A 25,123-nucleotide genomic window follows, 5' to 3' on the forward strand; every position below is an offset into this window, starting at 1 on the left:
GCTTACTTATATAATTTGGCCGCAAGACAAACGGCATTCTAAAATGATAAACGGTATATTTATTATTGTCTATATGATTATTACCTCAAGTCATATTTTAGGATGCCAGGAAGAAAACCGCTCCATACGCCATATCGTTTACAATACTGGCTTTCAGCCTCAAACAAGGATGCTCATGCAAAAAATCACTCTGATTGCCGCTTATGCCGCCCACCGTTGTATCGGCATCAACAATACCATGCCTTGGCATCTGCCCGAAGACTTTGCCTTCTTCAAAACCTATACCACGGGCAAACCGGTCGTCATGGGGCGTAAAACATGGGAATCCCTTCCTAAGAAACCCTTACCCGGCCGCTACAATATCGTTATTACCCGTCAGTCGGATTATCTTGCCGAAGGGGCGGAAACCGTCCCCGGACTGGAAGAAGCATTGGCATTGTGTGCGGATGCCGAAGAAATCATTATCATGGGCGGCGCACAGATTTACGCCCAAGCCCTACCGTATGCAACCGATTTGCGCCTGACCGAGGTGTCGCTCGATGTATCCGGAGACGCTTTTTTCCCTGAATTTTCATCGAATGAATGGAAAGAGCAGTTGCGTGAAACACACATAAGCGAGAAAGGTATCGGATACGCCTTTGTCCACTATGTACGCCGTTGACTAAGCATTTCTTTGAATCCGTATATTATAGTGGATTAAATTTAAACCAGTACGGTGTTGCCTCGCCTTGCCGTACTATTTGTACTGTCTGCGGCTTCGTCGCCTTGTCCTGATTTAAATTTAATCCACTATAAAAAAGGTCGTCTGAAAACCTGGATATTGGTTTTCAGACGACCTTTTGACGTCGGCGCAAAACGGTTTACTTGAATTTGTAAGTGTATTGCAATCCAACGATGTCGGCGTGGTTTTTGAAACGCGCGCCGGATGCGCCTTTGCTGTCCACATCGTTGCCGGTGGCGCGGTCAGTGTGGTAGCGGGTGTCGTTGATGTGGATGTGGCTGTAAGCGGCATCGAGGACGTGGTTTTTGCCGATATGGTATTTCGCACCGAGCGAGAACCAGATGCGGTTGCCGTCGGGCAGGCTGTTCATGCGGTAGCCGGCGTTTTTGACGGGCGAGCGGTCAAAGGCGATACCTGCGCGCAGTTGCAGCGGGTCGGTCACTTGGTAAGAACCGCCGAGCGCGACTTTGTAAGTGTTGCGCCAGTTGGGCGTGATGACGGTGCGGTCGGATTTGCCGTTGACGACGTTTTTGGTGTTTTCAAAAACCAGTTCCGCTTTGTTGAAGCGGCTGTGGCGCGTCCAAGTTACATCGCTGAACAGGTTGAATTTGTCGGTGGCTTTGTACATGCCGTGAACGGACAAGGATTCGGGCGTGACGATTTTGACGCTTGCTTTTTCACGCGGAACGTAACCGCGGGCGGCAAGCGCGCCCAAATCCCAAGCGCGGCGGGCGTATGCGCCGTCGGCTTCCCATTCTGCAGAGCCTTTGAGGGTGTGTGATACTTTGGAGCGGTAGTTCACGCCGACCCGTGCGCGGTCATTGATGTCCCACATCCAGGCAAGTTGATAGCCGAAGCCCCAGTCATGGCCTTTAACTTCGGCGTGTCCGTCAGATTTGCCTTGCGCGCTGACGGATACAGGGCGGCCGGCGGCGCGTGAAGCAAGGCCGCTGGCGAGTTGGCTAATAGCGCCGGAGGCATCCCAGTCGGAATATTTGCGCAATTCGGCTTTGGAATATTGGGCGATCAGGCCGGCACCGAAAGCATGATTTTCATTGGCTTTCCAAGCGACGACCGGCTCGATGTCGATGCTGGTAAGGCCGAGTTTGTTGATGTTGTGGCGCAGCACGGAATCTTTTTCGTATTCGGTGACAGAGCCGAAAGGGACGTAAACGCCCAAGCCCAAAGTTACGTCGTCATTGACTTTGTATGCGCCGTAGAGGTGCGGAACGACGGTGGTTTTGGTGATTTTGCCGCTTTTCGAGCCGGAAACATCGCCGCCTTGATAGTATTGGGCGGAATTGGCTTCGTAGCGGATGCTGGGCAGGACGATGTTGGCGTTGACGGAAACTTGGCTGCTGTCGAGTTTGGACAGGCCGGCAGGGTTGTAGAAGATGGTCGATGCGTCGGCCGCTTCCGCGCCGGAAGAGTTGGCGGTGCCTTGCGCGTTGACCGACTGCGTACCGAAATGGTAGCCCGAAGCGTGGACTGCGCCGGAGAAGAAGACTGCGCTGAGTAAGATTACGGTTTGTTTAATAGGTGAGTTCGTCATTTTCTTATACCTGCGTGCAAATAATAAAGAGGTCGTCTGAAACAAACGCCTCTATCCGATTAGTATAGGTGCTCGATTCTATACCACCTTACCGTTTTTGCCTAATCTTTTCGATTCTTTGCACGGTTTTAACCCTATTCGATTGTTGCAGGAAAGTCATTTCTCTTTCATGCCTTTGAATTATCGTTTGTTGTGAAACCGACAACACTTCCCAAATGTAAAAAGGTCGTCTGAAAACCTGATTTTCAAGTTTTCAGACGACCTTTCGCATTTATGCCGGTTCAGCTTTATAACTAAAACTAAGCCTCCGTCACGGAATCGCGGCTGAAGGTTTTTTCGCAGTAGTGGCATTTGAGTTTGGTCTGACTGCTTTGTTTGCGAACGTAGAAGCGGCTTTTCACCGGCTCGCCGTGGCTGGCGCAGTTGGTGTTCGGGCAGCGGAACACTTCGGCGATTTCGTCTGGCAGGGTGAGCCGGCGTTTGTTGATGACTTTGAAGTGGTCGATGGTGTTGACGACGGCTTCGGGGGCGAAGAGGGCAAGGCGGTTGGCGGCGTTGTCGTCCAGCCAGACGCCGGTGATTTTGATGATGTCTTTGCTGCCTTGGGTTTTGCTGGGCAGGTTGAAGCCGACGGTTACGGCGCTGCCGTAGTGCAGCAGTTTGAATTGGCGCAGGATAATCAGGCCTTTGCCGGCGGGGATGTGGTCGATGACGGTGCCTTTTTCGATGGCTTCGACGCTGAGTTTTGGGGTTTCCATATTTGCTCCTTATACTTCTTCGTTCAACACCAGCGATAAAATCGCCATGCGGGCGTAAACGCCGTTGGTCGCCTGCTCGAAATAGTAGGCGTGCGGCGTGGCATCGACGTCGGGGTGGATTTCGTCAACGCGCGGCAGGGGGTGCAACACGCGCAGGTTGGGGCGGGCGTTGGCAAGCATGGCGGCGTTGAGGTTGAATTTACCTTGGATTTTGGCGAACTCTTGTTCGTCGAAGCGTTCGCGCTGGACGCGGGTCATGTATAGGATGTCCGCCCATTCGACGGCGGCTTCGAGGTCGGGCAGGATTTGGTAACGGCAGCCTGCGGCTTCGAGTTCTTCGGTGATGTATTCGGGCATGGCAAGGCTGGGCGGGGAGACGAAAGCGAATTCGCAGTCCCAGCGTTTGAGGGCTTGGCAGAGGGAGTGGACGGTGCGGCCGTATTTGAGGTCGCCCGCCATGGCGATTTTGAGCTTGTTCAGACGACCTTGGGTTTCGTAGATGGTCACGAGGTCGAGCAGGGTTTGGCTGGGGTGTTGGTTGGTGCCGTCGCCGGCGTTGATGACGGGGACTTTGGAAAACTCGGCGGACACGCGCGCGGCGCCGTCTTTGGGGTGGCGTTGGATGATGGCGTCGGTGTAGCTGGAGATGATGCGGGCGGTGTCGGCGAGGGTTTCGCCTTTTTTCGCGCTGGTGTTGGCGCCGTCGGAAAAGCCGATGACTTTGCCGCCCAAGCGTTGCACGGCGGTTTCAAACGACAGGCGCGTGCGGGTGGAGGGTTCGAAAAAGCATGAGCCGATGAGTTTGCCTTCGAGCAGGTCGTCGCGCGGGTCGGCTTTGAGCTTGAGGGCGGTTTGCAGGAGCAGCTCGAGCTGTTCGGTCGTCAGGTCGGAAATGGAGATGACGTGTTGTCGGTAAAGCGGGTTGGGCATTCGGCTTCCTTTCTTCAATTCGGCAAAAACCCCGCTAAGGCGGGGTTTTACGAAACAACGACGGACGCGCCGCGGCGTGCGGTACGGGCAAAACGGGCGGGGCGGGCGTTGAGGCGCATGGGTCGTCTGAAATCGGTTTGAGGTGGCGGTATTATCGCATATTTGACGGGGTGGGGTTTCGGATTTTCGTGAAAAAGGGTCGTCTGAAAATGGCGACAGTTTGCGCTTTCAGACGACCCCGCAGCCCCGTTCCGCCCTGAAATCCTGTTAGAATACCGTTTCATTTCATTCATAATATAGTGATATAGTGGATTAAATTTAAATCAGGACAAGGCGACGAAGCCGCAGACAGTACAGATAGTACGGCAAGGCGAGGCAACGCCGTACTGGTTTAAAGTTAAGCCACTATAATCAAACCATTCCCATTTAAAGCTGCGCCCAATACGATGAAACTCCCGCCGCTCAAACCCCTCATCATCACCTCGCTGCCCGTCTTCGCCAGCGTCTTTATCGCCGCGACCCTCGTCTGGCGGTTCGGCACGCCCAAGCTCGCCATGCCCTTCGTGCTCGGCATCATCGCGGGCGGTCTCGTCGATTTGGACAACCGCCTGACAGGTCGTCTGAAAAACATCATCATCACCGTCGCCCTGTTCACCCTCTCGTCGCTCGTCGCCCAAAGCACGCTCGGCACCGGCCTGCCTTTCATCCTCGCCATGACCCTGATGACGTTCGGCTTTACCATTTTGGGCGCGGTCGGGCTGAAATACCGCACCTTCGCGTTCGGCGCACTTGCCGTCGCCACCTACACCACGCTCACCTACACCCCCGAAACCTTCTGGCTGACCAATCCCGTCATGATTCTGCTCGGGACCGTGTTATACAGCACCTGCACGCTCGTTTTCCAAATCATCCTCCCGCACCGCCCCGTCCAAGAAAGCGTCGCCAACGCCTACGAAGCGCTCGGCGGGTATTTTGACGCCAAAGCCGACTTTTTCGATCCCGACGAAGCCGCCTGGCTCGGCAACCGCCAAATCGACCTCGCCATGAGCAACACCGGCGTCATCAGCGCCTTCAACCAATGCCGCGCCGCCCTGTTTTACCGCCTGCGCGGCAAACACCGCCACCCGCGCACCGCCAAAATGCTGCGCTACTACTTCACCGCCCAAGACATACACGAACGCGTCAGTTCCGCCCACGCCGACTACACCGAGCTGACCGACACCCTCAAAAACACCGACCTCATCTTCCGCATCCGCCGCCTGCTCGAAATGCAGGGGCAGGCATGCCGCAACGTTGCCGCCGCCCTGAGGAACGGCAAAGACTACACATACAGTAAACGCCTCGGACGCGCGATGGAAGGCTGCCGCCAATCCCTTTCGCACTACACCGACGACCATCCCGAAAGCCGCAACATCCACCACATCCGCCGCCTGCTCGACAACCTCGGCAGCGTCGATCACCAACTGCGCCAACTCCAACACAGCGATTCGCCCGCCGAAAACGACAACAGCAGCGATACCCGCATCGCCGCCCTCGAAAACAGCAGCCTGAAAAACGTTTGGCAGACCGTCCGCAGCCAGCTCAACTTCGAGTCGGGCGTGTTCCGTCACGCCACGCGCCTCTCCATCCTCGTTGCCGCCTCCTGCATCATCGTCGAAATCCTCCATCTCAACCTCGGCTACTGGATACTCCTGACCGCCGTTTTCGTCTGCCAACCCAACTACACCGCCACCAAAAGCCGCGTGTACCAACGCATCGCCGGCACCATCCTCGGCGTCATCGTCGGCTCACTCGTGCCTTATTTCACCCCCTCCGTCGAAACCAAACTCTGGATAGTCATCGCCAGCACCACCCTGTTTTTCATGACCCGAAGCTACAAATACAGCTTCTCCACCTTCTTCATCACCATCCAAGCCCTCACCAGCTTCTCCCTCGCCGGGCTGGACGTCTATGCCGCCATGCCCGTCCGCATCATCGACACCATCGTCGGCTCCGTCCTCGCCTGGGCAGCCGTCACCTACCTCTGGCCGGACTGGCGTTACCTCACCCTCGAAAAAACCGCCGCCCAAACCGTCGGCGGCAACGGCGCCTACCTCAGAAAAATCCTCGACCAGCTCCAATACGGCATCGCCGACGACGTCGAATACCGCACCGTCCGCCGCCAAGCCCACGAGCGCACCGCCACCCTCAGCAGCACCCTCTCCGACATGAGCAGCGAACCCAAAAAATACGGCAACAACCTGCAAAGCGGCTTCACCCTCCTCAAAATCAGCTACGCCCTGACCGGCTACATCTCCGCGCTCGGCGCATACCGCAGCGAAATGGACGGCGCGTGCAGCCCCGACTTCGTCCGCAAGTTCTACCAAAGCGGCTACCGCATCGCCGACCTGCTCGAACGCCTCCCGCAAACAAGCGAACAAGATTTTCAGACGACCCTCTCCCAAATCCGAACCGACTTGGAAGCCTTACAAACAGAGGCAGGCGACGAACGTCAAAGCCACATCCTCCACCGGCAGCTCACCCTCATCGCCAACCAGCTCGACCCCTGCTACCGCAGCTTGCATGACATCGAAGCCATCCCGCAGGTCGCGTGATATCAATCAGCAGATAAACGAAAGGTCGTCTGAAAACCCGAAACAAGGTTTTTCAGACGACCTTTGTTTTGTCGGACTTGAATGGTTTCCTTTGATTTCTTGATGCGAAGGATAAAAACATGGAGGAACTCGCCGCCAAAGAAATGAAAAATCTGATAAAGAAGTCCGAATCATTAAAGAACAAGGCAATGCGACCAGTAGACGGCTAATTGTTCTCAAATTTCAAATAACGCCACAGCAAACCTAAGCCCAAGACGCTGCATACCAGATAAATGATGCTGGAAATGCCGTGCCACATACCGAAAGAGCCGCCCAATAATGAAAGCAGCCAATTTGCCGTACCTGTCTTGTGTGCTGCGATAACAGGGCTTATCAGGAATTGGTTGGACGCGGTCAGCAGCAGAAGGAGGATAATGAATTTCGGCGCTGCTTTGCAGTTGTCGGAAAATGAACGGTTTCGGTTACTTCGCACTACCAGCCAAGCCACTGTCCAAGCCAGCAGGCCAAAATAATTGTTGATTGAAAACAGCATGCCTGCGATATTGCCTGCTTCCTGTTTGCCCAGCCGTTCAAATAAAATCGGGGCGGCAATATAGCCCGCCATTACCTGCATACCCAGCCACAGGCTGGTCAGCAATGCGCACAATCGGTTCATCATCCCTCCTGAAATTCAAATCTGCCGCATACTAACATAGTTTTCAGACGACCTGAGGCTTACGCCGCCTTACGCCCAATCCGATCCGTCTTTTATAGTGGATTAACTTTAAACCAGTACGGCGTTGCCTCGCCTTGCCGTACTATTTGTACTGTCTGCGGCTTCGTCGCCTTGTCCTGATTTAAATTTAATCCACTATAGATGCGGAGAAACGCAAACTCAGCGAGCGTAAAAGCAATCAAACCTATCACTAAAAGAGGGGGAAACGACAGCATTCGGTTTGCAGTACGAAATGATCAAAGGTCTCAAGGAAATATGAAAGAAGGTCGTCTGAAAAACCTGAATCGGGGTTTTCAGACGACCTTTGTTTTGCCTGAAATCGGGTGTTTACGAAATCAGGTTCAAATCGCTGATGCGGTCGTAGAGGCGGTCGGGGTCGTTGCCTTCTTCGTGCATTTGGATGCGCAGGCGCAGGTCGTTGGTGGAAACGGCTTGGCGCAGGGCTTCGTCGTATTCGATTTGACCTTTGATGTAGAGTTCGAACAGGTGTTGGTCGAAGGTCTGCATGCCGTCTGTGCCGGAGCGCGTCATGAGTTCGCGGATTTCCATGAGTTCGCCTTTGAAAATCAAATCCTGCATGGCGGGTGTGTTGAGCAGCAAATCGACGACGGCGGTACGCTGGCTGCGGTTTTTCTTGATGGCGAGGCGCTGGCCGATGATGCCGGTCAGGTTGAGCGCCAAATCCATGAGGACTTGTTTGCGGCGGTCTTCTTGGTAGAAGTTGATGATACGCTCGATGGTTTGGGCGGCGGTGTTGGCGTGGATGGTGAAGACGCACAAGTGGCCGGTTTGGGCAAGCTGGAGGGCGTATTCCATACTGGCTTCGCTGCGAACCTCGCCGATACAGACGACGTCGGGCGCTTGACGCATCGCGCTTTGGACGGCGATTTTCCAGTCGTTGGTGTCGATGCCGACTTCGCGCTGGGTGAAGATGCTGCGGCGGGGTTTGTAGATGAATTCGATAGGGTCTTCGATGGTGACGATGTGGCCGGGCATTTTGTGGTTGCGGTAGTCGAGCATGGATGCCATGGTGGTCGATTTACCGGAACCGGTCGGGCCGGCAAGGATTAACAGGCCGCGCGGGGAAAGGGAGAGGTCTTTGAGTTTGGCGGGCAGGCCGAGGCTCTCCATTTCGGGGATTTCTTGGTTGATGCGGCGCAAGACCATGCCGACGCGGCCTTGTTCGTGGTAGGCGTTGACACGGTAACGGGTGTTGCTGCGGGATTGGACGGAGTAGTTGAGTTCCCATTCGCGGTTGAAGGTCTCAAGCTGCTCGGGGTTCATGGTGGATTCGACGATGGCGGCTGTGTCTTCGCCGGTCAGGGCTTTGTGCGGGACGGGGGTCAGGGTGCCGCTGACTTTGACGGCAGGCGGGAAGCCTGCGCTGATGAAGATGTCGGATGCGCCGCGTTTTTCTGCTTCGACGCACATGCGGTCGAGCAGGGGATGGAGGTGTGTGCCGATTTCGGCGGGGGTGGGGATATGCGGCGGTTGGTTTTTTTGCGAGTAGGCTTGCACCATTTCGCTGAGTAAGTCGTGTAAAGGAGTTGTTTCGCTCATTTTGTGTACTCTTTATCAGTAAGTGAATATTGAGACCGGCGGGCGGTTTGTTTGTTATTGGGTGTTGTGCCTGCCTTACGGAGGTCGTCTGAAAACGGGAAACGGGCTTCCTCATTGTATAAACTGCGTTTTCAGACGACCTTGTTTGTTCCCGATAATGGAATGTGCTGATCAGACGATGGTCATGCTTTCGCTGTTTTGCGCTTTGCTGCGGGCTACGTCGGGGCTGATGGTGCCTTGGCGGACGAGGGTTTGCAGCGCTTGGTCGAGGGTTTGCATGCCGTGTGCTTGACCGGTTTGCAGCGCGGAGTTGATTTGGGCGATTTTGTTTTCGCGGATCAGGTTGCGCACTGCGGGGGTAGAAATGAGGATTTCGTGTGCGGCGACACGGCCGTTGCCGTCGCGGGTTTTCAGCAGGGTTTGCGAAATAACCGCGCGCAGGGACTCGGACAGCATCGAACGCACCATTTCTTTTTCGCCGGCAGGGAATACGTCGACGATACGGTCCACGGTTTTGGCTGCGCCGGTGGTGTGCAGCGTGCCGAATACCAAGTGGCCGGTTTCGGCGGCAGTCAGCGCAAGACCGATGGTTTCTGGGTCACGCATCTCGCCCACGAGGATTACGTCGGGGTCTTCACGCAATGCGGAACGCAGGGCGTTGGCGAAGCTGTGGGTGTGTTGGTGCAGCTCGCGCTGGTTGACGAGGGCTTTTTTACTTTGATGGACGAACTCGATCGGGTCTTCGATGGTGAGGATGTGTGCGGGTTGGGTTTCGTTGATGTAGTTGATCATTGCCGCCAGCGTGGTGGATTTACCGGAACCGGTCGGACCGGTTACCAATACCAAGCCGCGCGGGTTGTCGGCGATTTTTTGGAAAATACGCGGGGCGCGCAGGTCTTCCAGCGTCAATACGGCGCTCGGAATGGTACGGAAGACGGCGGCAGGACCGCGGTTGGAGGTAAAGGCGTTGACACGGAAACGGGCGACGTTGGGCAGCTCGAAGGAGAAGTCCACTTCCAAATCTTGTTGGAACAGTTTGCGCTGATGGTCGTTCATGACCGAAGTGACCATGTTGCCGACTTCTTCGGCGGACATTTCGGGCAGGTTGATGCGGCGGATGTCGCCGTGAACACGGATCATGGGGGACATTCCGGCGCTTAAGTGAAGGTCGGAAGCTTTGTTTTTGACGCCGAAAGCGAGTAAGTCGGTAATCTGCATAATGTGGCCTTGTTTTAGTTTAGAATAATGAAGCGGAACCCGATTTAAAATGCGGACGCGGAATGCTGGGCATTTCCCTGTTCAGGTTCCGATAAATTGTATTATTTTAAATACATAAATCGTTCAGACCAAGTAAAATTTTCAAAATCGCTGTAATTGATGTAATAAAGGAAGAAATCATGTCGGTATTGCAACAAAATTATGCGGAGGTGTGCCGCCGCATTGCCGAAGCCGAGCAAAAGGCAGGCAGGCAGGCGGGCGAAGTGGGTTTGATTGCCGTCAGCAAAACCTTCCCTTCAGACGACATCCGCGAGGTATATGCTGCAGGACAGCGTGATTTTGGTGAAAACTATATTCAGGAGTGGTACGAGAAAACGGAAACGCTCGCGGATTTGCCCGACATCGTTTGGCACGTCATCGGCGATGTGCAGTCGAACAAAACCAAATTTGTCGCCGAACGCGCGCATTGGGTGCATACGATAGGTCGTCTGAAAACCGCCCGCCGCCTGAGCGAACAGCGTCCGCCCGAAATGCCGCCTTTGCAGGTGTGCATCGAAGTCAATATCGCGGGCGAGGAGGCGAAACACGGCGTTGCGCCCGATGAAGCGGTCGTGCTGGGGGTAGAAGTAGCGAAGTTGCCGAATGTGGTTGTGCGCGGGTTGATGTGTGTCGCCAAAGCTGACAGCGATGATGAAGAATTGCGTGTTCAGTTCCAAACCATGCAGCAACTGCTCGCCGACCTGAACGCGGCGGGTGTCCACGCGGATGTATTGTCAATGGGGATGTCCGGAGACATGTCTGTGGCAGTCGCGTGCGGCGCAACGCATGTGCGCATCGGCAGCGCGATTTTCGGCAGGCGGGAGCAAAAACAAAAAGGATAAAGCAGCCAATGAAACATATCGTCTCGGTCGTTTTGCTGGGTTTGACGTTAACGGGCTGCCGGTTGATGGGCTGGTATCAATGTGAATCCTTATCAGGCTGGTGTAAGCCCAAAAAGCCGGCAGCAATAGATTTTTGGGAAATTAAAGGCGAGCCGCCGCCTTCTATCGAGGATTTCCGCGGAACACGTTTGGCGGACGGGAGTTATTCTGTTGACGACAATGCTTATCGTACAGCAGCTAATGATTATTTCAGTAGGAAAATCAAAAAGTTTGAAGCTTGCGGACTAGCTTGGCACACCCGCGATAAACGCCCTTTGGCGGAAACTTTCAAACAAGAAGGCTTCGATTGTTTGGAAAAACAGGGCTTATATCGAACATCGCTGCCCGAAAGCGTCCGTTGGTAAAAAGGTCGTCTGAAATTTTTCCGGTTGGGTAGAAACGACATTTCAGACGACCTAAGAAAATGTATCTCATTTAAAAAATTAAGGAAATTTATGAACATCTACTTTTTAGGCGGCGGCAATATGGCAGCCGCCATTGCGGGCGGATTGGTCAAGCAGGGCGGATACTGCATCCACATCGCCAACCGCGGCGCGGAAAAACGCGAGCGTTTGGCAAAAGAATTGAATGTTGAAGTTTCCGAATCCCTGCCCGAACTGAATTCAGACGACGTATTAATCCTTGCCGTCAAACCACAGGATATGGAAGCCGCGTGCCGCAACGTTCGTGCCAACGGCGCATTGGTGCTCTCCGTTGCTGCCGGTTTGTCTATTGATACCCTCAGTCGCTACCTTGGTGGAACGCGCCGCATCGTCCGCACCATGCCCAACACGCCGGGAAAAATCGGTTTGGGCGTATCTGGCATGTTTGCCGCAGCGGAAGTCTCCGAAGCCGATCGCGCCGCCGCCGACCGCATTATGCGTTCCATCGGTTTGACCGTTTGGTTGGAAGAAGAAGACAAGTTGCACAACATTACAGGCATCAGCGGCAGCGGTCCCGCCTACGTCTTTTATCTGCTGAGCGCGCTGCAAGCCGCCGCTCAGGCGCAAGGGTTCAGCAAAGAAGATGCGCGCGCCCTCAGTCTCGCGACATTCAAAGGCGCGGTTGCCTTGGCAGAACAAAGCGGAGAAGACTTCGCGCAATTACAGCAAAACGTTACTTCCAAAGGCGGAACCACCCACGAAGCTATCGAAACGTTCAAATCATGCCGCGTCGCCGAAGCCATTGCCCAAGGCGTTGACGCTTGCGTCAAGCGTTCGCAGGAAATGGCACAACAATATAAGGTCGTCTGAAAATGCGTGGAGATTTATTGATATTGCTTGCCGACGGCATCGTTATCCTGTGTTTGGCACGTCTCTTCCTGCAGTCGGCGGGATTGAGTGAAAATCATGCACTCTTAGCGTTCAGCAAGCGATCAACCGATTGGCTGGTCAACCCGCTGCATAAAATTCTGCCGATTAAAAAATACGACCCCGCCTGCCTGTTGTCAGGATTGTTGTTATATTACATCGTATTCACCTTCATCACTTTAGTGGCGCAGCCTACCGCATTCAGCGCAAAAATCATCATCGCCAATTTTATACTGGCAGTATTGAATACAATTAAATCAGCAGCTTATGTGTTATTGATAGGGTTGTTTATCCGCATAGTGCTCAGTATTAAAGATCCCTATTCCCAACTTTCCGTCGCGTTGGAACGGATATATCGCCCCATACTTTCTCCCGTGCAGTTTTTAAAGTACGGACGCTACGATTTTTCAGGTAGTATATTGGCATTATTACTGTGGATCTGGTTAAGCAGCCTATCGCCTCAAATTACCCGTCAAATCAACTTGTGGCTACTGCAATAGACAGCGAGTTCATTAAGAATTTGCAGCATGACGTAAGCAAAACGCAAAAAAGTGAAAATCAAAACCACGGCTGTGAAAACATGGTATTATGCCGCCATTTCTAAACGGACTTGAGAAAAGAAGTTCTAAGAAATCAATAAAATAAAACACTTGAGTAGCATTTCGTTTCCCGCAATAGATTGAAAGAAAAATTATGGCAAAGCTGACAGAACAAGACATTTTGAATTGGGACGGTCCGGAAGAAGACTACATGAATAGCGATCAGTTGGCATTCTTCCGCGAACTGCTGGTAAAAATGCAAGACGAACTGATTGAAAACGCATCTGCCACCACCGGCCACCTGCAAGAACACGAATCCGCTCCCGATCCTGCCGACCGCGCCACTCAAGAAGAAGAGTACGCGCTGGAATTGCGCACCCGCGACCGCGAGCGCAAACTTCTGGGTAAAGTACAAGCAACCATCCGCAGCATCGACGAAGGCGAGTACGGCTTCTGCGCAGATACCGGCGAGCCCATTGGTCTCAAACGCCTCCTTGCCCGCCCGACTGCTACACTTTCCGTAGAAGCACAAGAACGCCGCGAACGTATGAAAAAACAGTTTGCCGACTAAAATAACGAAGTCGGTTGATTGAATTAGGTAGTAAGAAAATACAAGGTCGTCTGAAAAAGATTTCAGACGACCTTTGGTGTTGTTGAGGTAGGTTGTTGAGTTTGGTTTGAGAATGGTTTTGAAAGTTTCGAAATAAAAGCTGTTGAATTTCAGATTGTTGTCGGTTTTTGCAGAATTTTTTGCGGTTTGGGAGTTGACGGTTTTTGAGGGGAGGGGTATAGTTCGGTTCTTCGCTGCTTTGGCGGTGATTGAACGAACTAATAAGTATATCACAGTTGGTCTGATTTTTCGAGGTTTTGAAAAAAGTTTTGATTGACAATGATTTGAAATGCTTTATAATTCGTTTTCGCTCTTTAACAAAACAGATTACCGATAAGTGTGAGTGCGACAGCCTCACACTGTTTAAAAGACAGACAAGATGATGTTTTAGACATTGTCCTGTCAGTTTCTTTGAAACAGACCAGAAGTTAAAAAGTTAGAGATTGAACATAAGAGTTTGATCCTGGCTCAGATTGAACGCTGGCGGCATGCTTTACACATGCAAGTCGGACGGCAGCACAGAGAAGCTTGCTTCTTGGGTGGCGAGTGGCGAACGGGTGAGTAACATATCGGAACGTACCGAGCAGTGGGGGATAACTAATCGAAAGATTAGCTAATACCGCATATTTTCTGAGGAAGAAAGCAGGGGACCATTTGGCCTTGCGCTGTTTGAGCGGCCGATATCTGATTAGCTAGTTGGTGGGGTAAAGGCCTACCAAGGCGACGATCAGTAGCGGGTCTGAGAGGATGATCCGCCACACTGGGACTGAGACACGGCCCAGACTCCTACGGGAGGCAGCAGTGGGGAATTTTGGACAATGGGCGCAAGCCTGATCCAGCCATGCCGCGTGTCTGAAGAAGGCCTTCGGGTTGTAAAGGACTTTTGTCAGGGAAGAAAAGGGCGGGGTTAATACCCCTGTCTGATGACGGTACCTGAAGAATAAGCACCGGCTAACTACGTGCCAGCAGCCGCGGTAATACGTAGGGTGCGAGCGTTAATCGGAATTACTGGGCGTAAAGCGGGCGCAGACGGTTACTTAAGCAGGATGTGAAATCCCCGGGCTCAACCTGGGAACTGCGTTCTGAACTGGGTGACTAGAGTGTGTCAGAGGGAGGTAGAATTCCACGTGTAGCAGTGAAATGCGTAGAGATGTGGAGGAATACCGATGGCGAAGGCAGCCTCCTGGGATAACACTGACGTTCATGCCCGAAAGCGTGGGTAGCAAACAGGATTAGATACCCTGGTAGTCCACGCCCTAAACGATGTCGATTAGCTGTTGGGCAGCTTGACTGCTTAGTAGCGAAGCTAACGCGTGAAATCGACCGCCTGGGGAGTACGGTCGCAAGATTAAAACTCAAAGGAATTGACGGGGACCCGCACAAGCGGTGGATGATGTGGATTAATTCGATGCAACGCGAAGAACCTTACCTGGTCTTGACATGTACGGAACCCTCCAGAGACGGAGGGGTGCCTTCGGGAGCCGTAACACAGGTGCTGCATGGCTGTCGTCAGCTCGTGTCGTGAGATGTTGGGTTAAGTCCCGCAACGAGCGCAACCCTTGTCATTAGTTGCCATCATTAAGTTGGGCACTCTAATGAGACTGCCGGTGACAAGCCGGAGGAAGGTGGGGATGACGTCAAGTCCTCATGGCCCTTATGACCAGGGCTTCACACGTCATACAATGGTCGGTACAGAGGGTAGCCAAGCCGCGAGGTGGAGCCAATCTCACAAAACCGATCGTAGTCCGGATTGCACTCTGCAACTCGAGTGCATGAAGTCGGAATCGCTAGTAATCGCAGGTCAGCATACTGCGGTGAATACGTTCCCGGGTCTTGTACACACCGCCCGTCACACCATGGGAGTGGGGGATACCAGAAGTAGGTAGGGTAACCGCAAGGAGCCCGCTTACCACGGTATGCTTCATGACTGGGGTGAAGTCGTAACAAGGTAGCCGTAGGGGAACCTGCGGCTGGATCACCTCCTTTCTAGAGAAAGAAGAGGCTGTTGCATTCACACTTATCGGTAAACTGTAGAAGATGCGGAAAAATGCTTGAGTGAAGACAAGATTCGCTTAAGAAGAGAATCCGGGTTTGTAGCTCAGCTGGTTAGAGCACACGCTTGATAAGCGTGGGGTCGGAGGTTCAAGTCCTCCCAGACCCACCAAGAACGGGGGCATAGCTCAGTTGGTAGAGCACCTGCTTTGCAAGCAGGGGGTCATCGGTTCGATCCCGTTTGCCTCCACCAATACTTTCCAAATCAAAGCGAGTTAAAAAGGCAGTGTAACTGCTTTCTTTTTTTCTAAAGAGGAGTCTGCTGACGAATCAGTTTGACGGGAAAAGAAAGGCTGCTATAATAATCAGCTCATTTTGATTTGCGAAGTAAATAGCAATATTGAACGCATCGATCTTTAACAAATTGGAAAGCCGAAATCAACAAACAAAGACAATGTGTCTGTTTTTGATGATTGACCGATTGCAAACGGTCAGTTGTCTCCTGGATAGGAAAAGAAAAACAGGTGCAGTATTTGGGTGATGATTGTATCGACTTAATCCCGAAAGACAAAAGGCGGGATTAAGACACAACAAGCAGTAAGCTTTATCAAAGTAGGAAATTCAAGTTTGATGTTCTCGTCAACGGAATGTCAGGCAAAGTCAGAGAAGTTCTTGAAATGATAGAGTCAAGTGAATAAGTGCATCAGGTGGATGCCTTGGCGATGATAGGCGACGAAGGACGTGTAAGCCTGCGAAAAGCGTGGGGGAGCTGGCAATAAAGCTATGATCCCGCGATGTCCGAATGGGGAAACCCACTGCATTCTGTGCAGTATCCTAAGTTGAATACATAGACTTAGAGAAGCGAACCCGGAGAACTGAACCATCTAAGTACCCGGAGGAAAAGAAATCAACCGAGATTCCGCAAGTAGTGGCGAGCGAACGCGGAGGAGCCTGTACGTGATAACTGTTGAGATAGAAGAACAAGCTGGGAAGCTTGACCATAGTGGGTGATAGTCCCGTATTCGAAATCTCAACAGTGGTACTAAGCGTACGAAAAGTAGGGCGGGACACGTGAAATCCTGTCTGAATATGGGGGGACCATCCTCCAAGGCTAAATACTCATCATCGACCGATAGTGAACCAGTACCGTGAGGGAAAGGCGAAAAGAACCCCGGGAGGGGAGTGAAATAGAACCTGAAACCTGATGCATACAAACAGTGGGAGCACCCTTGTGGTGTGACTGCGTACCTTTTGTATAATGGGTCAACGACTTACATTCAGTAGCGAGCTTAACCGAATAGGGGAGGCGTAGGGAAACCGAGTCTTAATAGGGCGAACAGTTGCTGGGTGTAGACCCGAAACCGAGTGATCTATCCATGGCCAGGTTGAAGGTGCCGTAACAGGTACTGGAGGACCGAACCCACGCATGTTGCAAAATGCGGGGATGAGCTGTGGATAGGGGTGAAAGGCTAAACAAACTCGGAGATAGCTGGTTCTCCCCGAAAACTATTTAGGTAGTGCCTCGAGCAAGACACTGATGGGGGTAAAGCACTGTTATGGCTAGGGGGTTATTGCAACTTACCAACCCATGGCAAACTAAGAATACCATCAAGTGGTTCCTCGGGAGACAGACAGCGGGTGCTAACGTCCGTTGTCAAGAGGGAAACAACCCAGACCGCCAGCTAAGGTCCCAAATGATAGATTAAGTGGTAAACGAAGTGGGAAGGCCCAGACAGCCAGGATGTTGGCTTAGAAGCAGCCATCATTTAAAGAAAGCGTAATAGCTCACTGGTCGAGTCGTCCTGCGCGGAAGATGTAACGGGGCTCAAATCTATAACCGAAGCTGCGGATGCTAGTTTACTAGCATGGTAGGGGAGCGTTCTGTAGGCCGATGAAGGTGCATTGTAAAGTGTGCTGGAGGTATCAGAAGTGCGAATGTTGACATGAGTAGCGATAAAGCGGGTGAAAAGCCCGCTCGCCGAAAGCCCAAGGTTTCCTACGCAACGTTCATCGGCGTAGGGTGAGTCGGCCCCTAAGGCGAGGCAGAAATGCGTAGTCGATGGGAAACAGGTTAATATTCCTGTACTTGATTCAAATGCGATGTGGGGACGGAGAAGGTTAGGTTAGCAAGCTGTTGGAATAGCTTGTTTAAGCCGGTAGGTGGAAGACTTAGGCAAATCCGGGTCTTCTTAACACCGAGAAGTGACGACGAGTGTCTACGGACATGAAGTAACCGATACCACGCTTCCAGGAAAAGCCACTAAGCTTCAGTTTGAATTGAACCGTACCGCAAACCGACACAGGTGGGCAGGATGAGAATTCTAAGGCGCTTGAGAGAACTCGGGAGAAGGAACTCGGCAAATTGATACCGTAACTTCGGGAGAAGGTATGCCCTCTAAGGTTAAGGACTTGCTCCGTAAGCCCTGGAGGGTCGCAGAGAATAGGTGGCTGCGACTGTTTATTAAAAACACAGCACTCTGCTAACACGAAAGTGGACGTATAGGGTGTGACGCCTGCCCGGTGCTGGAAGGTTAATTGAAGATGTGAGAGCATCGGATCGAAGCCCCAGTAAACGGCGGCCGTAACTATAACGGTCCTAAGGTAGCGAAATTCCTTGTCGGGTAAGTTCCGACCCGCACGAATGGCGTAACGATGGCCACACTGTCTCCTCCCGAGACTCAGCGAAGTTGAAGTGGTTGTGAAGATGCAATCTACCCGCTGCTAGACGGAAAGACCCCGTGAACCTTTACTGTAGCTTTGCATTGGACTTTGAAGTCACTTGTGTAGGATAGGTGGGAGGCTTTGAAGCAGAGACGCCAGTCTCTGTGGAGCCGTCCTTGAAATACCACCCTGGTGTCTTTGAGGTTCTAACCCAGACCCGTTATCCGGGTCGGGGACCGTGCATGGTAGGCAGTTTGACTGGGGCGGTCTCCTCCCAAAGAGTAACGGAGGAGTTCGAAGGTTACCTAGGTCCGGTCGGAAATCGGACTGATAGTGCAATGGCAAAAGGTAGCTTAACTGCGAGACCGACAAGTCGAGCAGGTGCGAAAGCAGGACATAGTGATCCGGTGGTTCTGTATGGAAGGGCCATCGCTCAACGGATAAAAGGTACTCCGGGGATAACAGGCTGATTCCGCCCAAGAGTTCATATCGACGGCGGAGTTTGGCACCTCGATGTCGGCTCATCACATCCTGGGGCTGTAGTCGGTCCCAAGGGTATGGCTGTTCGCCATTTAAAGTGGTACGTGAGCTGGGTTTAAAACGTCGTGAGACAGTTTGGTCCCTATCTGCAGTGGGCGTTGGAAGTTTGACGGGGGCTGCTCCTAGTACGAGAGGACCGGAGTGGACGAACCTCTGGTGTACCGGTTGTAACGCCAGTTGCATAGCCGGGTAGCTAAGTTCGGAAGAGATAAGCGCTGAAAGCATCTAAGCGCGAAACTCGCCTGAAGATGAGACTTCCCTTGCGGTTTAACCGCACTAAAGAGTCGTTCGAGACCAGGACGTTGATAGGTGGGGTGTGGAAGCGCGGTAACGCGTGAAGCTAACCCATACTAATTGCTCGTGAGGCTTGACTCTATCATTTGAAGAACTTCAAATAAAAAGCTTACTGACTGATTCAGTCATCACCGAATATATTGATTGAGGCTTTACCGATTTGTACAGTTTAAGTTTGGCGGCCATAGCGAGTTGGTCCCACGCCTTCCCATCCCGAACAGGACCGTGAAACGACTCAGCGCCGATGATAGTGTGGTTCTTCCATGCGAAAGTAGGTCACTGCCAAACACCTATTCTAAGCCCCCGACAGATGTCGGGGGCTTTTACTTTGAATCGTTGACAAGTTTGGCGAACCGGACCCTCCTGCCTTGATAGCGGCGGTGGGGCGGAATGGGGTAATACTCCGAATGCTCCGGTTGCAGAAGAATGGACTTTTGAGAATGTGGATGGGGCCGCTTCGAAATTGAGGTGGGTTAGTAGATGTTGTAGAATCAATACATTGAGAGATAGTAAAGTTAGAAATATTTAAAATTGTTTGAATTAAAATGATGTAAAGTATATGATGATAAGATATATAGTGGTAACGTCTCCCCGGTGTTACCGTCCATATTAACGAAATGATAGGAAAACGCCCTTATGAAAAAACTCCTCTTTGCCGCACTCTCCGTTTTAACTGCCTCGCTGTCGCTGGCAGCCGTCAACATCAATACCGCCTCTTCTTCCGAATTGGAAGCCCTGCCCGGCATCGGTCCGGCCAAAGCGAAAGCCATTGTGGACTACCGTCAGCAGCATGGTGCCTTCAAATCGGTGGAAGAGCTCAAAAACGTCAAAGGCATCGGCGAGGGTATCTTCTCCAAACTGAAGGCCGAAGCAACCGTCGCGCCCGCACCTGCAAACTCAAAAGCTAAAAACGCCGTCCCATCACCTAAAAAATAACCCCATCCGCGTATTCGTGAAATTGCAGGTGAATACGATGGTCAAACTAAAAAACGTCCAGTTCCGGAAGGGAGTGGGCGTTTTTGTTTGTCGAACCGATCTTGTTACCGTCGCTCAGAGTGGGACAGGACAATGTACCGTTTCAGCAATTTCTCTACAATATTGTGACTTACTCCTTACGACCTTAAGTGCTCGGGTAGGTGGTGACGCGGCTCACTTGGTAGCGGCGGGTTAGGGAGGTAACGCTTTCCTTTTCCTGTGTGTAAGCCTGCCAAACGGCTTGGTGGTATGGAGTGAAGCAGGTGTTTTTGTGCATGTTCCTGTTTCAGTATTCTCCTGAAAATACTGCAAACAACGCTACTGTTTTCTATATGTAAGGATTGCAGGCTTGCCTGGAAAATTCATCGTCAGGGTGTGGATGAATAGCTTTTTCCTAAAACCCCGCCCGATCCAATTCTTCCAACAGCGCAGGCCGGCGCGGTTTTTCGCTATATCGTTCCCTGATTTCGTCGGCAAAGTCTTCCATCGCCTGCCGTTGTGCGGAATATTGGCGGCGGAGGCCCTTTAATTGGTTAAAGAGCTGGCGGTATTGATTACGGTTGCTTGCCTTATTGATTTCAGCCTCAAAGATTTTCAGGTAGCAAGCTACGATTCGGTCGTGATACGGCTCGGGAAAAGACGGGGCAAAACGTTCCATCATGTACAACGAAAGATGTTGCTGCAATAGGGCAAGCAGCCGGTCGAATTCCTGGTCATGCTCCAATATTTCAGCTTGCAGCGAATATTGACCCGACAAGCGCGCAAGCAGGCGGTTGAATTCATGTGGCCATTCGGTGGCGGAAAACGTGGCTTTCCATGCCTCGTAATGCGGCAATGAAAGGCTGGTGGAAAACGCCAAATCTGCTGCGATTTCGCGTACATTTTTACCGGTTTCCTTTAATACATCAAAAAGTTGCAGCTTCCATTTGTGCAGTGTGCCGAGTGTTCCTTCATCTTCGGCAATGCTGATGCCTTCGCGCAAGAGGCGCTCCGCTTCCGCCCAATCTTGCTGCCCGACAGCTTGTTCTACCGCGATTTTTCTGAATTTCGGCAGGTGCAGATGTCGTCTGAAATAATCCTGCGCGGCAGCAGTATCGCCTTTCGCCTGCAAAACCTGCCAACCCTCGAATGCCCAAAATTCATGTTCCCAACCCGACTCGGTAGCAGCCAAACGTTTAGCCACATAATCTTGCCACGCCTGCCATTCGCCGCGCAGTCGCCAGATTCGGGCGCGGATTTGGTAGATTTTATTGCCTGCCTCCGAGAAATCAAAATAGCGGCTGTCGTCCAAGCATTTGTCCAAAAAATTGATCAAACGCTTTGGGACGTTTTCCATGACCGCTTCTTCCAGCAGGTCGATTGCCATATACATAGCATCGCCCAACATACCGTCGGAATCGTCCGCCTTTTCAAAAGCATCCTGCAAACGCGGTATCAACAGAGGCAAAGCCTGCTGCAACGCCTCCGTCCCCTCCCGCGCCACATCTTCCAACCAGTTTTGCAGCCTGAAGCCCAGATCAGCGGCTTCGTAGTAATCATAATATCGGGTTCGGGAAAAGATTTTGGAGAGCTGCTGCCGATACGGATTGCCGCCCTTTTTAGGCTGCTGCGCGTCAGATTCGTCAGGCTGCCCATCCGGCGTTTGAGCGCGCACCGCATACCACAACGCCGCCATATGCTTGCACGCCCAGCCATAAGGACAATCGCAGCCCCCATCCTTAATGTACAAATCACTATCCAGCTTCAGCCATACCGAATAGTTTTCCGAACCACACACCTCCGCCCGATAACGCCCTGCCGAAGTTTTTTGGACGTCGCGAACCTTACCCTGCTGAAAATACAACAGGCCGCGTTCGGCGATATGGGGTGGGAACAGGTGGAGCGGATGGATACGGGGCATGGTTTGCTTCCAAGAAGTTGTTGAAATATGGGAAGTTTACTGGTTCAGACGACGTTTGTGGAGAGGGTAGAGGGAAGATTTGTTTTGCAAAGAGGTAAAAGGTCGTCTGAAAATGGGGTTCAGACGACCTTTGGGGTGGGTGGAAAGGGAAGTGGTTTTAGAAAGACAGCGTGCGTGCGTACCGCACACACCCTACAGACGGTTTTTGTGGGATTGCAGGTAGGGTGTATGCCCAAAGGCACGCACGCGGTTGCAGGCTACGGCTTGCTGCGGCATTAACCACGCGGTGGCAGGGGTAATCGCCGTAATCCGCCGTATGACGCAGCACGCTACTGACCAAACGGGTGTTTTTCTCCCTGCCGATCAGGCGGGCGATTTGACCGTAGGTGGAGACTTTGCCGCAGGGGATTTCAGCGACGGCGGAAAGGATTTCGTAGGCGAGGCGGTCGTTTTTGGGGCGCATAAACGAGAGGTTAAACTTTAAGATATATGGATACTACACCTCCAATATAAACCCTTCTTTTGCAACAACGTCTTTTCCATCTTGAACGTTATCCCAATCTGGAATAATTGCTAATTTTGATCCCGTATTTAATTCTTTCCAAGAATGTAAATTTTCACCAACCAACGCATTTAAGTGAACGAAAAATCTTGTTTGATCATCTGAATGTGCAAAAACAAATTCTCTTATTTTATCCCCCACTTTCAACTGGCGTTCAACCGTAACAACAATGTGTTTATTTGATAGCTGTTGAGTGATGGCAGATTTTTTATTTTTAGGCTTAAATTCATTTAAAAAGCTCCCCCAATAATCAGTTTTAAATGGATTTTTCGTAGATGATAAATACATTTTTTCTATAAAATTAATTAAAAAATTACAATCTCTATTAGGATAAGATAAATAATCCTTAATTTCTGGAACATGATTTCTGATAAAGTCAAACCATTCTACAGAATTTGTACATTTTCTATACTCGGATCTAGTTAAAAGCAACATAGCGATCTCATTACAAATATTACGAACTTGGAAACATGCGCATTTAATATAGCCATGATTACGCAAAACATCATTTAATGTAGCAACTGCACGAGAAATACCTTTAGCTCGCTCAGGAATTTCATCAATATTCTCTACACTAGCTTTAATGGCTCTAGCTCTATATGATCCCTCAATACCTCTAAATTTAGAATTCTTCCATTCTTTTGTGAGTTCTAAAGTCCTTTCAAAATTATTTGAATACATTAAAGATCTAAATAAGTAATCTGTAATATATTCATGCAATTCGGAAGGTTTATTTTCATCAAGAAATAATTCCTCAAATAATTGAGCTGATTTATTTGCATTATGTTGTAAAAAATATGAGATAGCTAAAAAATATTTTGCAATTATTAGATTAGGATTTAATTGCAGTGCTTTCTCAAATTGTTTAATAGCCCTAGAAAATGCATTCATTTCATTCAACAACCTGCCATACCCAATATGAAATTCAGGAATGTGCTTACAATCCCTTTCATTTCTCTGAAACAATTCTAATAGGTTAGCCAGTTGTTGTGGATTAGTTTTTTTATTTTTCCAATGTTTAACTTTTTTATTTAACTCCATTAATATAATTTTCAGACTGCTTGGTAGAGTTTCATCAATATAATTAATACTATTTTTTGATATCCCCAACCTTTTTTGTTGCTCAGCATTTGCTGCAATTGCCCTTGCACGATGCGCAATATCAGTTTGGATTTTTCCTCGTATTTCAATATTTCTTGGGTTAGAAAGTAGCAAATTAGCTATAGACTCGCCAAGTCTATATGTTTCTGATTCATCATCCGTTTTTCGAGTAATTAAGCTAGTATTAGAAAGCTGTTGGATACTTTCTGCGATTTCATCTTCAGATAGATTAAGAATGTCCCTCAAATCAATTCTAGTACTATTCGGTTTTATATAAAGACATTCTAATATTTTAATAGCATCTTCACTTAATGAATCAATTAAATTTCTAAATGAGAATTGGGCAATTTCTTTATTAGCATATTGAATAGAAGAATCTATACTTCCTCCTTTCAAATATAAATCGATAGTTAATCTAATAGCAAGCGGGTTCAAAAAACACATTTCTGCAATCTGTTTTAGCTTATTTTCATCTATTTTGTGTTCACTTAACCCACCTGTTCTTTTAATCAAATATGCGCGAGCTAATTGAACCGCATCCTGTTTTTTTAAGTCCTTAATTTTAATAATTTTACTATTTTCAATAGAGATTCTACTAGTAATTAAAATTTTCCATGTTAGTGGAATATCTGATAGAAAATCATTAAATTCCCCCTGGTTAGAAATTAACAGCGTTTCTAAATTGTCAATACATAAAATAAATTTTTTATTTTCTTCTGACTGTTTCAATTGTTCAAAGGTTTCATATTCGGTATCTAACAAATCATTTAAAATCTCTGTGATTTCTTTTTCTAATTCTGTTACGGATTGAGCTGCATTTAATGGCTTAATACCTTCATCAGTTAATTCTTCTTGTTTTAATGTAACGTAAATACAGGCATCAAAATGATCTTTTGTAGAGTAATCATCAACAATTTTTTGTAAAGTTTCTAATACAATTGCTGTTTTGCCATTACCCCCTGGTGCAACAAGAGAAACAGTCAAAGAGCGGCGATCCAATTTATTAATTAATGAATTTTTTAATGATGTGACAGTTTCATTGCGTCCTATTAACCCTGTAATAGAATGTTCAAATCTCTCAGGTATATTATTTGGCAATTTACTAAAAATATTAAGAATCCAATCATCTGGTGGATCCATAATGCTTCCTTGTTCTGCCGCTAACAAAGTCTTCTGAATTTTTGTTAAACCCAAAATATCAATAATAGGTTCACTTGCCAGAGATGCAACCTTATACCAATAATTAATATGAAATGGTCTATTAGGGTGAGCAATTATATTTCTGATATGAAAAATTCCATTATTAATGAAAAAATTTCTTAAACTTGTAATTTCAGGTTCGAGACTTGTACCTTTAGCTACTGGAGCAATTAATTGAAATAATCCATCTAAATATGATTGCTCCACCAAATCTTTTGTAGTCAACGTTACAATATTTTGATCTTGTACTTCAGTTTCTCTTTTTAGTAAGTCCTGATTCTCCAAAACCAAATTTCCAATTTCAATTTCAATTTCATGTAGCAACATTGCTGTCTTACGTCTGAACAAATTTAAATCTAACACATCATTTAACATGGCTTAGCCTTTACATATTGTTTAATAGGAAATAAACTTAATTAAATTAAATTACGCAAATATTTTATTACGCACTATATAATAACTCATTAGATT

At 49.8% G+C, this 25,123-nt stretch carries 18 protein-coding genes, 2 tRNA genes, 3 rRNA genes and 1 pseudogene; 13 read left to right on the forward strand and 11 right to left on the reverse strand.

Features of this window, described 5'->3' with window-relative positions:
• Positions 1–175 precede the first annotated feature (175 nt).
• Positions 176–661, forward strand: coding sequence for a dihydrofolate reductase (locus J7445_RS10630; RefSeq protein ID WP_070656438.1), 486 nt, complete (start codon positions 176–178; stop codon positions 659–661).
• Between the two features lie 199 nt (positions 662–860).
• On the opposite strand, the gene J7445_RS10640 is transcribed toward J7445_RS10630, so the two are convergent.
• The 4 genes from J7445_RS10640 to J7445_RS10655 all read right to left on the reverse strand — a co-directional run bounded on the left by J7445_RS10640 (position 861) and on the right by J7445_RS10655 (position 4,245).
• On the reverse strand, positions 861–2,273 hold the full coding sequence (locus tag J7445_RS10640) for an OmpP1/FadL family transporter (RefSeq protein WP_070656441.1): 1,413 nt from the start codon (positions 2,271–2,273) through the stop codon (positions 861–863).
• Positions 2,274–2,572: 299 nt separating this feature from the next.
• Positions 2,573–3,031, reverse strand: coding sequence for an aspartate carbamoyltransferase regulatory subunit (gene pyrI / locus J7445_RS10645; RefSeq protein WP_070539784.1), 459 nt, complete (start codon positions 3,029–3,031; stop codon positions 2,573–2,575).
• Between the two features lie 9 nt (positions 3,032–3,040).
• Positions 3,041–3,961 carry an aspartate carbamoyltransferase gene (gene pyrB, locus J7445_RS10650; protein ID WP_003758865.1) on the reverse strand — a complete coding sequence of 307 codons (921 nt, stop codon included), beginning with the start codon at positions 3,959–3,961 and terminating at the stop codon, positions 3,041–3,043.
• Positions 3,962–4,008: 47 nt separating this feature from the next.
• The gene (locus J7445_RS10655; protein WP_209283049.1) at positions 4,009–4,245 is read right to left on the reverse strand and encodes a hypothetical protein; all 237 of its coding nucleotides are present in this window, start codon (positions 4,243–4,245) and stop codon (positions 4,009–4,011) included.
• A 162-nt stretch (positions 4,246–4,407) separates the two neighbouring features.
• On the opposite strand from J7445_RS10655, the gene yccS reads away from it, so the two are divergent.
• A complete protein-coding gene (yccS, locus tag J7445_RS10660; RefSeq protein WP_070656444.1) occupies positions 4,408–6,555 on the forward strand; it encodes a YccS family putative transporter in 2,148 nt (715 codons plus the stop codon).
• Positions 6,556–6,760: 205 nt separating this feature from the next.
• On the opposite strand, the gene J7445_RS10665 is transcribed toward yccS, so the two are convergent.
• The 3 genes from J7445_RS10665 to J7445_RS10675 form a co-directional block, all read right to left on the reverse strand.
• Positions 6,761–7,210, reverse strand: a complete 450-nt coding sequence (locus J7445_RS10665; protein WP_019270747.1) for a DUF4149 domain-containing protein — start codon at positions 7,208–7,210, stop codon at positions 6,761–6,763.
• A 387-nt stretch (positions 7,211–7,597) separates the two neighbouring features.
• Entirely contained in the window at positions 7,598–8,830 is a 1,233-nt protein-coding gene (locus J7445_RS10670) for a PilT/PilU family type 4a pilus ATPase (protein ID WP_003744423.1), read from the reverse strand.
• A 171-nt stretch (positions 8,831–9,001) separates the two neighbouring features.
• Complete coding sequence (locus J7445_RS10675) at positions 9,002–10,048, reverse strand: type IV pilus twitching motility protein PilT (RefSeq protein ID WP_070656447.1); 1,047 nt, start codon at positions 10,046–10,048, stop codon at positions 9,002–9,004.
• Between the two features lie 179 nt (positions 10,049–10,227).
• Here J7445_RS10675 and J7445_RS10680 point away from each other — a divergent pair, with 179 nt between their 5' ends.
• From J7445_RS10680 to J7445_RS10730, 11 genes are all read left to right on the forward strand, one after another.
• Positions 10,228–10,929 (forward strand): YggS family pyridoxal phosphate-dependent enzyme, encoded by a 702-nt coding sequence (locus J7445_RS10680; protein WP_070656450.1) that lies wholly within the window; start codon positions 10,228–10,230, stop codon positions 10,927–10,929.
• An 8-nt stretch (positions 10,930–10,937) separates the two neighbouring features.
• A complete protein-coding gene (locus tag J7445_RS10685) occupies positions 10,938–11,333 on the forward strand; it encodes an RNA-binding protein (RefSeq protein WP_070656453.1) in 396 nt (131 codons plus the stop codon).
• Between the two features lie 90 nt (positions 11,334–11,423).
• Complete coding sequence (gene proC, locus J7445_RS10690) at positions 11,424–12,221, forward strand: pyrroline-5-carboxylate reductase (RefSeq protein ID WP_070656458.1); 798 nt, start codon at positions 11,424–11,426, stop codon at positions 12,219–12,221.
• Positions 12,222–12,223: 2 nt separating this feature from the next.
• Positions 12,224–12,778: a YggT family protein gene (locus J7445_RS10695; RefSeq protein ID WP_070656460.1), complete on the forward strand. Its 555-nt coding sequence runs from the start codon at positions 12,224–12,226 to the stop codon at positions 12,776–12,778.
• Between the two features lie 193 nt (positions 12,779–12,971).
• Complete coding sequence (dksA, locus tag J7445_RS10700; RefSeq protein WP_003744416.1) at positions 12,972–13,388, forward strand: RNA polymerase-binding protein DksA; 417 nt, start codon at positions 12,972–12,974, stop codon at positions 13,386–13,388.
• Between the two features lie 484 nt (positions 13,389–13,872).
• Positions 13,873–15,413 (forward strand): 16S ribosomal RNA (locus J7445_RS10705).
• A 101-nt stretch (positions 15,414–15,514) separates the two neighbouring features.
• Positions 15,515–15,591, forward strand: a tRNA-Ile gene (locus tag J7445_RS10710).
• 5 nt (positions 15,592–15,596) lie between these two features.
• Positions 15,597–15,672 (forward strand) — tRNA-Ala (locus tag J7445_RS10715).
• Between the two features lie 431 nt (positions 15,673–16,103).
• Positions 16,104–18,995 (forward strand): 23S ribosomal RNA (locus J7445_RS10720).
• 93 nt (positions 18,996–19,088) lie between these two features.
• Positions 19,089–19,202 (forward strand): 5S ribosomal RNA (rrf, locus tag J7445_RS10725).
• The 16S, 23S and 5S rRNA genes sit together here with 2 tRNA genes alongside, the layout of an rRNA operon.
• Before the next feature lie 348 nt (positions 19,203–19,550).
• Positions 19,551–19,850, forward strand: a complete 300-nt coding sequence (locus tag J7445_RS10730; protein WP_209283050.1) for a ComEA family DNA-binding protein — start codon at positions 19,551–19,553, stop codon at positions 19,848–19,850.
• 168 nt (positions 19,851–20,018) lie between these two features.
• Here J7445_RS10730 and J7445_RS10735 read toward each other — a convergent pair.
• The 4 genes and pseudogenes from J7445_RS10735 to J7445_RS10750 form a co-directional block, all read right to left on the reverse strand.
• Positions 20,019–20,166: pseudogene (locus tag J7445_RS10735) on the reverse strand (IS481 family transposase); the annotation flags it as partial.
• 117 nt (positions 20,167–20,283) lie between these two features.
• Positions 20,284–21,789: an SWIM zinc finger family protein gene (locus tag J7445_RS10740; RefSeq protein WP_209283051.1), complete on the reverse strand. Its 1,506-nt coding sequence runs from the start codon at positions 21,787–21,789 to the stop codon at positions 20,284–20,286.
• Positions 21,790–21,946: 157 nt separating this feature from the next.
• Positions 21,947–22,252, reverse strand: coding sequence for an MGMT family protein (locus tag J7445_RS10745; RefSeq protein ID WP_209283052.1), 306 nt, complete (start codon positions 22,250–22,252; stop codon positions 21,947–21,949).
• 33 nt (positions 22,253–22,285) lie between these two features.
• Positions 22,286–25,027 (reverse strand): tetratricopeptide repeat protein, encoded by a 2,742-nt coding sequence (locus J7445_RS10750; RefSeq protein WP_209283053.1) that lies wholly within the window; start codon positions 25,025–25,027, stop codon positions 22,286–22,288.
• Positions 25,028–25,123: the final 96 nt, after the last annotated feature.

It is taken from the genome of Neisseria sicca (assembly GCF_017753665.1).
Classification (GTDB): domain Bacteria; phylum Pseudomonadota; class Gammaproteobacteria; order Burkholderiales; family Neisseriaceae; genus Neisseria; species Neisseria flava.